Annotated in this window: 6 protein-coding genes; all 6 read left to right on the top strand. The window is 46.2% G+C overall.

Annotated elements, in window-relative coordinates:
• Nucleotides 1-377: 377 nt before the first annotated feature.
• The 6 genes from H8S80_RS22005 to H8S80_RS21980 all read left to right on the top strand — a co-directional run bounded on the left by H8S80_RS22005 (nucleotide 378) and on the right by H8S80_RS21980 (nucleotide 14,765).
• Nucleotides 378-1,700: a replication-associated recombination protein A gene (locus H8S80_RS22005; protein ID WP_117630972.1), complete on the top strand. Its 1,323-nt coding sequence runs from the start codon at nucleotides 378-380 to the stop codon at nucleotides 1,698-1,700.
• A gap of 301 nt (nucleotides 1,701-2,001) precedes the next feature.
• Entirely contained in the window at nucleotides 2,002-2,319 is a 318-nt protein-coding gene (locus H8S80_RS22000; protein ID WP_002603611.1) for a helix-turn-helix domain-containing protein, read from the top strand.
• A 62-nt stretch (nucleotides 2,320-2,381) separates the two neighbouring features.
• Nucleotides 2,382-3,071 carry a LytR/AlgR family response regulator transcription factor gene (locus H8S80_RS21995; protein WP_117630813.1) on the top strand — a complete coding sequence of 230 codons (690 nt, stop codon included), beginning with the start codon at nucleotides 2,382-2,384 and terminating at the stop codon, nucleotides 3,069-3,071.
• Nucleotides 3,072-3,771: 700 nt separating this feature from the next.
• Entirely contained in the window at nucleotides 3,772-4,380 is a 609-nt protein-coding gene (locus tag H8S80_RS21990) for a sensor histidine kinase (protein WP_157386243.1), read from the top strand.
• 11 nt (nucleotides 4,381-4,391) lie between these two features.
• Entirely contained in the window at nucleotides 4,392-5,024 is a 633-nt protein-coding gene (locus H8S80_RS21985; protein ID WP_117630812.1) for an accessory gene regulator ArgB-like protein, read from the top strand.
• A 426-nt stretch (nucleotides 5,025-5,450) separates the two neighbouring features.
• Complete coding sequence (locus H8S80_RS21980) at nucleotides 5,451-14,765, top strand: DNRLRE domain-containing protein (protein WP_243007843.1); 9,315 nt, start codon at nucleotides 5,451-5,453, stop codon at nucleotides 14,763-14,765.
• The last annotated feature ends 5 nt before the right edge of the window (nucleotides 14,766-14,770 follow it).

Below are 14,770 nucleotides of genomic sequence, written 5' to 3'. Positions count from 1 at the left end.
AGTATTCTTAAAACAGTCCCTCTTCTGGTATTAAACGCTTACAATTTTGAGCGCATCCGTTATCGCTGTTTCATTTTCCTGCACAAAATGAAACAGTTTTGTTGCATCCTCCGCGCACCGCACGTCGGAAATTCCAGTGTACCAGGTATCTTGTCTGCAATGCAGTGCTATGATGCCAGTATACCATATAAAGAAGTCGGGAGGCTGCTCATTCACTATTCTGCCAGGAAAATGATCACGGCTTCCCTCGGACTCCCCTGCTTGCTTATATACAAATAAACATAAGTTTGCCTGGTATGGAGTTTGATATTTCATTCAGGCCATGGTAAAATAGAAGCTAAATAAATGGATCGAATGAAAAAGGTGGTTGAGATATGATGGAGCAATTATCGCTTTTTGACGACCGGGCTGCCGTGGGGCCGCTGGCAAGCAGGTTGAGACCGAGTGGGCTGGAAGAGTTTGTAGGCCAGAAGCACCTCCTGGGAGAGGGGAAGGTGCTGCGCCGGATTATTGATCAGGACATGGTGTGTTCCATGATCTTCTGGGGACCGCCGGGAGTGGGAAAGACCACGCTGGCCAGAATTATCGCCAACCGGACCAGGGCTTCCTTCGTGGATTTTTCCGCCGTCACAAGCGGAATAAAGGAAATAAAGGAAGTGATGGCCCAGGCGGAGCGTGACCGTCATATAGGTCTGCGTACGCTCGTATTTGTGGACGAGATCCACCGTTTTAATAAGGCCCAGCAGGATGCGTTTCTTCCCTATGTGGAAAAGGGAAGTATCATCCTGATCGGAGCAACAACGGAGAATCCCTCGTTCGAGATTAACGCGGCTCTTCTTTCGAGATGCAAGGTTTTCGTACTCCAGGCACTCCAGACCGATGACCTGGTAATGCTTCTGCACCATGCCTTGACGAGTCCTCTCGGGCTGGGGGATCAGAGAATCGGGATTACGGAGGACATGCTCCGGATGATCGCTCAGTTTGCCAATGGTGACGCGAGAACGGCACTCAATACGCTGGAGATGGCAGTCTTAAACGGGGAGATCAGCGCGGAGGAAACCACGGTGACAGCCGAGGTGCTGGAGCAGTGCATCAGCCGTAAGTCCCTTCTGTACGATAAAAATGGCGAAGAGCACTACAACTTGATTTCCGCCCTTCACAAATCCATGAGAAACAGTGATCCGGACGCGGCGCTATACTGGCTCGCCCGTATGCTGGAGGCCGGAGAAGATCCGCTCTATGTGGCAAGGCGGCTGATCCGTTTTGCCAGCGAGGATATCGGCATGGCGGACAGTCAGGCGCTTACTCTGGCGGTATCTGCCTATCAGGCCTGCCATTTTAACGGGATGCCTGAATGCAACGTCAATCTGGCACACACGGTGATCTACCTGTCCATGGCACCGAAATCCAACTCCGCCTACGCGGGTTACGAACACTGCAAGGAGGACGCCCTGCATACGCTGGCAGAGCCGGTTCCCTTAGTGATCCGCAACGCGCCGACGGGACTGATGAAGAAGCTGCATTACGGAGAAGGCTACCAGTACGCCCACCAGACAGAGGACAAGATCGCCGCCATGCAGTGTATGCCTGACTCCCTGAAAGACAGGAGGTATTATGTCCCCACGGAAGAGGGGAATGAGAAGGCGGCGAAGAAGCGGCTGGAGGAAGTGAAGGCATGGAGAGAGGCGCATGGGATGTAAGGGCAGGCAGTAAAGAATTATTTTCTGCGGATTGAAGCTGGGGTTGTGGTAAGCTGGCTGAGTGAAATTACTGATTATTTGGTGATTTCACTCAGCTTTTTTAATTCATTTCCTGCAAAAATAATGCCTGAGAGCTGCCAGTACAAAATTTAAAAAAAAAGATCGTTTCATTATAGATACTACAAACGACTGACTTATAAGCAGGTGAGCGTTTAAAACGTCTAATTAATTGAAAATAAGCGTTATAAACGCTCGGAAATACTTTTGTCGTGAATTATGATTATTATTAGGAGGTATTATAATGAATGAGCAATTTATACGTAGTCGGCTTTCCGGATTACGAGAAGAAAAACAGGTCTCAGAGCGAAAGATGAGCTTGGATTTAGGACACAGTACCAGCTATATTCGTAGTATCACCTCTGGCAGAACGCTTCCGTCAATGAGTGAGTTCCTTTATATATGTGAGTATCTTGGAATTACGCCAATGGAATTTTTTAATGATAGAAATAACACTTCGCTAATGCAGCAAAAAGCAATTGATTATATTTATTCAATGCCGGAAAAAGATGTATGGCTGATGCTTGAATTTATTGAGAGAGTAAAAGATAAGGATCTATAGCTTACCGGGCAGGAGGGTATGGAGGATTACCATATTTCTTTGTAAAGGGGAGAGTAAAAGATATGATTTCAATTGCCATTTGTGATGATGATAATGATTTCCGATTGTTACTTAGGGATGCAGTTTATAAAATGATAGAGAGTCATGGAGAGGATGCTGATATTGAAGACTTTTCAGATGGCCAGACATGCCTTTCACAGCTTGGGAGCAGAAAATTTAACATTCTCTTTCTGGATATAGAGATGCCGGGAATGGACGGCTTTTCCATGGCCGGGAAAATGCAAAAGAGTTATCCAAACATAGTATTGATTTTCGTCTCTTCCCATGAAAGCCTGGTTTTCCAGTCATATGAATACGATACATTCTGGTTTATGCGTAAGAGTGCGTTGATAACCGATTTGAAAAAAGCAATTGATAAGTATTTTGCGCGTATCGTTTATAATGAATTATATTATGTGGTAAATGCACAAAAAGTCTATTATAAAGACATTCTGTATATCGAATGCAATGGGCATTTGATTACAATTAAAACAGCAGACAGAACTTATAGCATGTGCGGCAGCCTTAAAAAATTGGAGGAAGAATTAACGCGTTATCAATTTATTCGTGTACATAAGAGTTTTTTAGTAAATATGAAGCAGATCAATGTGATTCATAATGATAAAATAATCCTTACCGATAACAGCAGTGTATTACTTAGCAAATCTCGGAGAGCAGAAGTTAGAAAACTGTATTTTAGAGGAGGCGCTTAAACATGGGGTGATGATCGAACTGATTGCAAATGCTGCGACATCTATAATTGGGATTCATTTTATTAGCCGGTATTGTCAGCCAAAGTATGCGGGGAGAACCAGAATCCTTTACAAAATGTCCGGTGTCCTTGCTTATTTTACAACCGTATCGGTTTTGAATTTTCTTATGCCCTTTGAGGGGGTACTGGGACTGGCATATCTTCTCGTAATGCTTTTGTATGCCCGCATCGCCTGTAAAGGGAGTATAGTTGAACATGCCCTTGGAACCATGATATGGGCGTGCATTATTCTCTTCTCCACAGTACCGGTGTTTGAAGTTACAACTCTCATTACGAACCATAATATTAATAATTTATTGATGTCCAATTATTATCTGAGGACAGAGATGCTGACTGCAGTAACAATTCTGAAATTCATATTATGCAATTTCATGTTAATGATTAAGAAAAACAAAGGCCTTTTTCTGAATAAAAATGAAGGTTACGTTCTCATTGGCTTTTGTTTCCTTATTCTGTTTCTGACATTAGGTTTTTTTACGATGGAACTGACCTGGGAAAATGAAGTAATACGTCACTTTACGTCTCTATTTCTCCTGTTTGGCACGATGCTTATGATTTTGCTTATTTATAACGTGTTTAACAGCTTGAGCAGTCACAATTTGAAGGAGATTTCCCGGAGCTATACCAATAAGGCGATTGGAATGCAGGGAGAATACGTGAAGGATATTGAAAACTTAAATAAGAGATTACAGATTCAGAGACATGATACCCGGGGGCATTACGTTGCTTTACATATGTTTTTACAGTCTGGCTTGTATGAGGAGGCTGCAAGATATCTGGAAGAGCTGGAAGACAATGAGAAGAAGTATAATGAATTGCCGGATCTGACGGATAATGATGGACTGAATGCTATCTTGTATAAGTCCTGTTTGGACTGTGAATCAATGGGGATTACATTAACCTGCATCATTCATGCGGATGTAAAGAGAATAAAGAACAGTGATATGGGGATTCTGATGTATAATTTGATGACAAATGCAATAGAGGCCACTTCCATGGCGGATAAAAAAGAAATTGATTTGGAGATTGGAAACTATCACGGATATTTGAAATGTAAAATGAGCAACACTGTACAGGAGTCCGTACTTAAGAAAAATCCAAAGCTTAAAACAAGTAAAAGGGATAAAGAATACCATGGATTTGGGATGGAAAGCATTCACCAGGTAATAGAAAAATACAACGGTCACTATGATCATTGGGAAGCCGATGGAAAATTCATTCAGGAATTATATCTGGAATATCCTTCATAAAGAAGAAAAAAATGACAGCAAAGCAGGTGAGACTGTTGATCTGTAAGCTTTCGGTCATGCTGGCTGGTATGCTGGAACGAGAAAAGATTATTAGAGCTGAAGACAGGGCTGTGTATGAATATGGTTTTCAAATAACCATTGCAAATATTACGAATGCCTTAATCGTATTGTTAATTGGTCTTATAACGCATTCGATTGTGAGGGTTCTTATATTCTATACAGTTTTTCTTAGTATGCGGATGTTTTGCGGCGGATTCCATGCAAAAACATATACCCAGTGTTTCTGTCTGTTTGGTACAACCTGCCTGTTATGTACGGTTGCGGGCTATGGAGTTATGGAATTTACTAATGTACTGTCAGCTGCAGTGATATCTGTAGTTTTGCAGGGACTGTGTCTGTATCAGATGGCGCCGGTTGAAAATGAGAATCATCCACTCAGTAAAGCGGAAAAAAAGAAGTTTCGAAGTTACAGTATGATTGTGTTTGTATTTTGGGTTCTGATTATGTTCTTGATGTATACAAACAAGTATTACATGATCGCAGCGGTTATCTCAGTCACGCTGCTATCTGTATCAATACTAATGTTAATAGCAAAACAAAAGCGGGGAGGTAAAACAGATGGGTATGAAGAAGAAAGGTTTTGAGATATTAGCAAAGATTGCGTCCAATGCTGCGAAACGAGCAGAAGGAAGAGCATCCGAGTGGGGCGGCTACCAGCCAAAACGTCCGGTAAGAAAGTAAATTAAATATGACAAGGGCCAGTGAAGAGAGCTGCCGCACGGATCAAATTATCGTGTGGCAGCTCTCTTTTTATATCCGTAAACAGGAATGAAATTTACCACCGGTATTAATAAAAATCCCGTTTATGCAATATTTGTCCCGTTTATGCAAGACGTATTGAAATATTTTATGTTCGTGTTTTAATAGTAGCAAAGAGACGTGATTCTAGAAGAGAAGGGGGGAGAACTATGAGAAAAAACTGAAATGATAAGTGTTGTAAAATGTTGGCTTAATTTTGTACCAATCCGCTCAATAATAAAATCTTTCAATGGGAATGAAGGGGAAAAGTTATGAATCGAAAATACAAAAGATTATATGGCCAGTTCAGCCGGCGCTTTTTAAGCTTCCTGCTGATTTTTACCATGGTTGCACCGGACATGATGCCTATGGTATCCTACGCAGCCGAGTATCTGAATAACCAGCCGCGATATGTCAATTTTGAACGTCCGGAGAAGCTTTCCATAGAGGATTTGGAGCTTGCCAGTGATTCAGATGCAACAAAGGAAGAGACAAAAACGCAGAATGATTCTGGGGCTGATAACTCCAAAGATATAAGTGAAGTAAAACCAGCCACTCCATCCAATGCGGACTTAAGAGAACCGGAGAATTTCTATGAGCCGCTTGAGATTGAGGAACCGGAGGGCAAGCTCGTTCAGTTCAACGACAATTTCCGTACCTATGAGGTAGGGGAGCGCAGCTACGTTACCGTGATGGGAGGATACTCCGGCCTTTACAAGGATGAAGATGGGAAGATATCGCGTGTAGACAACACACTGGTTTCTTCCGAAACAAAAATACAGATGGAACGGTCTGCCGCCTATATACTCGAAGGAGATGACCCCTCCGGTATGGAGGAGGATTCTGCTCTGTTCTATGAGGAGGAAAGCGAAGAGATCCCGTCTGTCTACAAAAATGCTTCCGGCGCGATTGATGTGACCATCCCGTCAAAACCGACCTCCTCCAGGGGCATTAAGGTGGCGCTGGCCTCCAGCTCTGATGCGATTGAGATGATTCCCTCTGGCGGCATTTTTAAAAAGAGTGCTGCAGCAGGAAATGCGATTCGCTATAATAATGTCTATCCCGGCATAGATATTCAATATACCCTGCGCGGAGATACGGTAAAAGAAGATATTATTCTTCTGGAACCTACGGATCAGAATACATTTTCCTACGAGGTAAGGACCTCCGGGTTAAAGGCCGCACAGTCCGGAAAGAATATTATATTTTACAGGACAAGCAGGAAATCGCCTGTATTTCTCTTAGAGGCGCCTTATATGATCGATGCCGCCGGCGAGACGAGCACCGATTTATCTATGAAGCTGGGACGTGGGTCGAATGGCAGCTACGAGATATCCGTCACTGCAGATAAAAAATGGCTGGATGCAGAAGAGCGGCAGTATCCGGTACGGATTGATCCGGCCACCGCAGTTCCGTCAAATGAGTTTATCTTTGCAATGGCATCACAGGGCCAGCCGAATGCCATATTTAACTGGGATGGAAATGCATATGTTGGCTATGTAGACAGCAATTTAAAGAATTGCCGCCAATACGTTGCATTTAATGAAAATGACTGCGAAAGCATTACCTCTATGCTGCAGGATGCGAACGCGGTCTGCAGCAGTGCGATATTTACCGTCACAGCCAGGACCAACAACAGCAGCAATGCAAATGTATTTACCGTCGGTACGCCCACCGTGGGCTGGGATGCCCATAAAATCAACTGGAATGGAGCTCCGCCCTTTACAGAGACCGGAATCAGACAGTCAGCGCCGGGCGAGAACATGGCTATGGACTTTGATATTACAGAGACCATGAACAGCTGGATCACAGGGAAGACACCACAGGCCGGATTTGTCATTAAGGCAGACCAGGAACCCGGGGCTGATACGCCGCAGGAACTGCGCGTTCCCGGTGAGATTCTGTATAACAGAAAAGACGCCATGGGTCCGAAGATCACCGTGGAATGGGAGGGGGATAACCCTGGAGGCAATCCGGAAGACTTTCCGGTAGCAGACACGACTATTACCGTGACGCCATCTGTCAGAAAAACCGATATCGAGGGCGGCTCTGCCACCGGTGTCCTGGCTCATGGAAAAACTACCGGTGATGCTGAGGTAACCTGGGAACTGATTGACACATCAACCGGTGAGAATGTGACTGGCAGCAAGGCCACCGGTGAGGATACCGTCCTGTATCCCAAATTCGATCTGGCGGGTCTGGAGCATGATTTTACCGTGATCCCGAAATCGAACTGGCAAAGCGACGGCATTGATTTAGAATCGCTTAAGACAAACACAGTCTACCAGTTTAAAGCAGAAGCTGAGGCGGAGATAAAGGATGAATCTGGAGAACCTGCCGGAGAGACAGAAAAATCCGGAGAGAAGCTCTCGGATACCTTTCTGATCTATCATGTTCAGCAGGATGATCTTGTTCAGCGAATTGCGAGGCATTATAAAGTAAATCCCAATACGATTGCAAAGGACAATCATATCTACTTAAATCAGTTGACAGAGATGGATACGTATCTTTTTATCCGCAATCCTGATCCCGATGCGGGAGAGTACAACTTTGAGAATCTGACGCCATGGGAAGAACTGGTATTATCAGGGCTGCTGCAGGGGGCGGGCGTATACTGTCCCTTTGGTTTCGAGCCTGTCAACTTAAATACCGGAAACTTCTATATGTCACAGGCAGATGCGCTGCTTACAGAGCTTGGCGGGGATTTCGAAGTACAGAGAGCCTACAACTCCTTACTGCCGGACAACCGTTCTGAATTTGGCCGGGGGTGGAGCGGCTCCTTTGGCGAACATTTAACCATGCTTCCGGATGGAAGAATATTGTACCGCCAGAACGATGGCGCGATGCTGCCATTTACCAGGGAAGGCGATATTTACAAAGGGCCGGAGGGGTATGATCTCGTATTAAAGCCTCTGGATTCCTTCGACGTAGTTCTTCCGGAAATTCCAAAACCGCCGGTAGCGACTGCCTCTGAGGCATCCTACGCAGCAGAGAAACCGATGCTCCTGGCAGACGATGAAACTGCAAATGACGAAAATGAGACAGAGCCTGGAACACCGGAAGAACCGGAAAATCCAGAGGATTCTGAAAATTCCGGAAACTCAAAGCCCAGTGTTGCCGGCTGGGAACTCAGCTATCTGGATGGCTCCAGCCTCCTGTTTGATAATGCAGGTTTCCTGCACTATAAGAAGGACAGAAAAGGAAATACCACGACTTATACCTATGATAATGATTACAGACTGACAGAGGTAAGGACTGCGTCAGGAAAAATCTTTGATGTGGAGATGGATGACCACGACCGGATTACCTCCATTACGCTGCCGGATGGGGAGGCAGTTTCTTACGAATACGATGAAGATGGCCGGTTGATTTCTGTGACTGATCCGGAAGGCGGAATCCGCCGTTATGAGTATGACGATGAGAACCGCATGACTGCGTGGTATGATGAGAATGGAAACAGGGTCATTCAGAATACGTATGATGATGAGAACCGTGTAATCGCCCAGGTGGATGGCAGTGGAAATACGGCAGCGCTGGAATATTTTGACGACCACACCATCGCCACTGATAATAAGGGAAATGGAACGGTATACTGGTTCGATGAGCAGAAGCGTACCACAAAGATCGTGTATCCGGATGGTTCTTCGATAGCCAGAGAATATGATGCGTCGGGCCATCTTGCTTCTGAAACGGATGAACTGGGGGTTACGATCTCCTATGCCTACGATGATAATGGAAACGTTCTGACCATCACCAGAGAAGACGGCAGCCAGGCTTCCTACACCTACAACGAACAGAATCAGCCGCTGACTGCCACGGATTATGAAGGGAATACTACTTCATTTATCTACGATGAACAGGGAAATCTGCTCTCTATGACAGATGCGGAAGGGAACACTGTCTCCTGGAGCTACGATGAAGTAAACCGCATGATCTCCATGACAGACGGAAATGGCGGAACCAGTACGTATACGTATGACGGAGCCGTCCCTGTGAGCTATACCGACGGAGAGGGAAATACGTATACCTTCACCTATGATGAGATGAACCGTCAGCTGACAGCCGGCGACCCGCTGGGCAGCTCCGAGGTATTTGTCTATGATCGGAAAGGCCGGCGTGTCTCAGAGACTGCGAAAGATGGTGGAACGACCAGTTACGAGTTCGATCCTGCCGGCTGTGTTCTGTCGATTACGGACGCCATGGGTGTGAAAACAGATTTCACCTATGACCGGATGTATAACATTCTGTCCGGTACGGATGCCATGGGAAATACCCTGACCTATGAGTACGATGAAAACTATAACAAAGTGAGAGAAACCGATGCCAAAGGCAATGTCACTTCCTACGCTTATGACAGCCGCGACCGCCTGATAAAAGTAACCGATGCCCTCGGAAATGATATGACCTACACATTAGACGGCAAAGGACATACAACTGCAGCAACAGACCGTCTGGGAAATACGGTAAAAGCAGGATATCACAAGCTCCTTGGCGTTCCCGTTACGATGGAAGATGCTCTGGGAAATACCGTGTATTACTGGTATGACAGGAATGGAAATGTGAAGAAGACCATCTATCCGGACGGAAGTGAAGTTTCCTACACGTATGACCGTGCCGGCCATATCGTCAGCACGACCGCACAGAATGGCCTTGTAACGGCGATGTCCTATGATGGAAACGGCAATATCATTCGGATCACTGATGATGAAACCCGCGTCTATACATTTGAGTATGACCGCAGCAATCGTCTGGTGAGAAGTGTGGATCCGCTGGGCGGTGTTACGGAATATACGTATGATGCGGCCGGAAACCAGACCGGGACAACCGATGGCAACGGCCACAATACCGAATACGCTTATGACGCGGCCGGAAGACTGAAGGAGATCACCGACGCTCTGGGGCAGACCACCGGCAGCGATTACGATTTGAATGGAAGGTTATTAAAGACAACAGACGCGTTGGGAAACAGCAGTACATACCATTATGACGTTCTTGGCCAGATGCGGGCCGTCACCGACGCGGCCGGAAGCGTGACCGCCATGGATTACGATTCTCTCGGCAACGTCTTAAAGATGACCGATGCATTAAAGGGTGAGACCTCCATGGAGTACGACGCGTTAAGCCGTACCGTTAAGATGACTGACGCCATGAGCGGGGCATATGCCTATGAGTATGACGCGGAAGGCAATCTGATCAGCATGACCATGCCGGATGGAGACAAGGTTTCCATGGAACATGATGCAAAGGGCCAGATGAGTGCCAGCACCGACGAGGCAGGGGTGGAGACCACCTATGAATACGATTCCATGGGGCGGATAGTAAAAGCTTCTGATAATACCGGAAATACCATGGTCTACGAATATGACCTTGCCGGAAATCTGATCAAACAGACGGATACGATCGGAAGAGCTGCGGTCTATGAATATGACAAGTTTAACCGCCTGATCCGCGCGACCGGAACCGACGGGGCGGCGACAGCGTATGAATATGACGCCCTCGACCGCCTGATCCGTGTCACTGAGGCCGATGGCACGGCGACATCCTACGAATACGACAAGGTAGGAAACGTGATCGGGATCACAGAGCCGGGCGAAGCTGTCTATACCTACGCATACGACGCCATCAACCGGATTACCGGAAAGGTTGACCCGCTGGGAGCAGCGACTGCATTTGCCTACGATGCAAACGGTAATCTGACGGAGGCTACAGATGGAAACGGAGTAAAAAACGCATATTCGTATGATGTCCTGAACCGCATGACTGCACTGCAGGATGGAAATGGCAATAGTACCGGTTATGAGTACGATGAACTGTCCCGCCTTCTTTCCATTACAACACCGGAGGGAAGTAAGCAGGAGTACCGTTACGATGCGTTAAGCCGCATGACAAAGGCAAAGGATGCCAATGGACTGATTACGGAATATCAGTACGATGTGATGGGCAATCTGGTAAAGGAAATATCGCCGAAGGGGGCGGAGACCAGCTATACCTACGATAAGCACGACGAATTAACGAGTATCACCGACGCCATGGGGAATGTAACCGCCTATGAGGTGGACTTAAACCGCATGGTAACGAAGATGACACAGAAAAATGGCGGAGAGTATGCATATACATATGACGCTGTCCACCGCCTGACTGGAATTACAACACCACTGGGACTAAATCGCCGCTTTACGTATGATAATGGTGACAATATCACAAAGGATACAGACAGCCTTGGCCGTACCACGGCCTTTGAATACGATATTATGCACCGGATGACGAAGGCAGTCAACGCAAAGGGCGGAGTGGAGACCTACGAGTATGACATACGCGGTAATTTAAATGCGGTGACGAATGCCATGGGCCATAAGAACACCTACGTCTATGACCTGATTGACCAGATGAAGGAAAGCGTGGATCCGGAAGGAAAGGCGACGAAGTTTACCTATGACATGGTAGGAAATGTAACTTCTGTAACGAGGCCGGGAGACCGCACCACCAGCTACGCGTATGATAACAACTACAATATAACGGCGCTGACAGACCCGAAGGGCTATATTTACAGGAATACTTACGATAAGGACAACCGGCAGATTACGGCAGCTGACCCGCTGAACCAGACACAGTCTGTTACCTATGATGCGGGAAGCAGAATTACAGCCCTGACCGATAAGATGGGCCTGAGCCAGGAGTTTACGTATGATAACCATGGTAATGTGACGGCCGCGAAGGCGACGGATGGCCTGATCACCCATTTCCAGTACGATATTCTGGATCGTCTGACTATGGTTACCGACCCGATGGGAAATGACACTCTGTATGCGTACGACGTGATGGGAAATATCACAGCAATGACTAATGCTGAGAAGAATGTAACGAAGTATGCGTATGACCTGGAAGGCAACATGACCTCTTTAACCAGCCCGATGGGCAGGAAAGAGCAGTTCGCTTATGATGCCGGCGGCCGGATGACAGAGCGGATGACAGCGAAGGGCGACACGATCCGCTACGATTACGATGTCCTGAACGGGCTTGTGGAAAAGACGTACGAAGACCAGAACGGCGCTGAAGCCGATCACCCGGTCCAGATGGGCTATAATGTGATGGGGCAGAGAATCTCCATGGAGGACATTACCGGAGAAAGCAGCTATACGTACGATGCGCTCGGCAGACTGAAGACCGCCGCGAATGGCTCCGGGAAGACCGTGGAATATTTCTATGATGAAGCGGACAACCTGCAGAAGATCCTGTATCCGGATGGGTACGCGGTAGTCTATACCTACGACAAGAATGATAATATCACAAAAATCGTGGATCGTGACGGCCGGGAGACATTTTACAGCTACGATCCCTTAAACCGGCTTACGAGGGTGAAGAGGGCGGATGGAAGCACCAGCACTTACACGTACAATGCGAGAGACCAGATCGTGGAAGCAGAGAATTTATGTTCCTGCGGCTTCCTGATTTCCGATTATCAGTACATGTATAATGACGCTGGCCTGATTACCAATGAGACGGCCAAAGAGTGCCTGTTTGCTTCGAATAAGGATTTCGGCCACAAGGGCGGCCCGGATGGAGAGTGCGTCCATGTTTCTGATAACCCGTGGCAGAACCAGAATCCGGAGTGGCAGACGACAAAGCGGACATTCAGGTACGATGATAACGGCCAGCTCATCGAGTGCAAAGAAGATAAGGGAATGTTCGACAAGACTACCTATACGTATGAGTATGACAGCGTCGGAAACCGAACAATGGCAAAGAAGCAGAAAGCATTTACGTATGCAAACCCGGATAAGACGACGTATACCTACAATGCGGATAACCAGATGGTAAGCGCGGTGGTCTGCGAAGGGAATCTGACGAAACGCTACACGTACAAATACGATGCCAATGGAAATCTGACCCAGGAATGCCTGATGAATTATGCGGAGACGACGTACCAGTACGATACGGAGAACCGGTTAAAAGCGGTAAAGGATGGACAGAAGCTTCTGATGGCAGCCGCCTATGACGGAGACGGGAACCGGACGTTCCAGCTGAATTACAATCCGGAAGCGGAATGCGGTTACGGAAAGAATGTGAGCGGTGAAATCTTCATGCCGGAGAATCATGAGAATGAAGATGGAAGCTTGACGGCGGAAGGCGATTTGTTCAGCTATATCTGTTCTGCAACGGGAAGAGCCTATGACCTGACGGAATATGTGAATGACACGAACCGGCAGTATACGGAGGTGCTGACCGCTTATACGGTGAACAGCGGGGCGACGGAGAGCTACAGCTATAAAGGAAGGCAGCGGCTGTCACGGAATAATATCTGGAATGAAGCGCGCGGAGTGGACCATAATGAGACGAGCTATTACTTATATGACGGCCGGGGAAGCGTGACGGCGAATACGTGGTATAATGGAATGGTGACGAGCGTGTACCAGTATGATCCATATGGGAAGGTGACGCTGGGAAGTACAGAGCATACAGACTTCTATGGGTATAATGCAGAGAGCTATAATCCGAATACCGGACTTGAGTATTTGCGGGCGAGGTATTATAATGCAGATAAGGGAAGATTCTTCCAGGAGGATACGTATCTGGGGGATATCACAGACCCGCTGACGCTGAACCGGTATGCTTATACGAAGAACAGTCCGCTGAATTATGTTGATCCGAGTGGACATAAAACAGAAGGAATCCTTTCACCTGGTATAAGCAAAATGCCAAAAGAAAATAAAATCCAGCGTGATTTATCCATAAAATATGCAGAAGCAAAAGACAAAGAAAGTTTTGTTAAGAAACTGATTAGAGAAGCAATGAAACATGAATCAGTTCAGAATTGTGCTGTGTTTATGAAGGGGGTCCAGTTTGGAATAGAAAATTTTGGCGTTGCAATGGACGTTATAATAAAAGATACAGGGAATTACATAATGGGTAATTATCTGTATATCAATAATGAGTTGGCAGAATTATATAACGAAAAGTTCATTGAAACGGTTAATGAAACAGGAGCGTCCGGTGATTCAAGAGGAGCATTTGAAGCCGGAATACAATTGGGGTATAATATAGCATTTCTTTCAATAGTTGAGGCCTTGATGCCAAAGCCGAATAAGCTGGTTGATACACAAAGTAAGCTGGTGGCTGTCCAGGATATTTATGGAAATACGTATGAGATATTAATACCAGCAGATGTATCCGGCGATATATCCGGTAGTCTTGGAGCAGGGATTACAATACTTCCAATTGAGGGGGATTCTGATACTCCAGAAGTTAATCCACACAATTTAAAAAATCAAGGACAATTAAGTGAGGATTATTTTGATTCATTAACTGATAACGGCTCTTTATCAACAGGTGGACGTTCAGGGGGAAAGATTCCGACTAAAGCAGCACCAAACAGTTATTATACTACAAAGGATGGCCACGTTATTATCTATGATGAAAATGGAATTCGAGTGATGGATATCTCATCTGAGAGAATCAAAATTGAGCAATACAATACAAATCCTAATGATCCAACAAAAGGTAGTTGGTCAAGCTATAAGTTGAAAAATAGTAGCGGCGCAGTTAGTAGCACAGAGCAGTGGATATTGGATTATTTTGGTATTAATTAAAGGAG

The organism is Hungatella sp. L36 (assembly GCF_014288035.1).
Note: the sequence above shows the minus strand (reverse complement) of the source record. Positions and strands in the feature narration are given on the sequence as shown.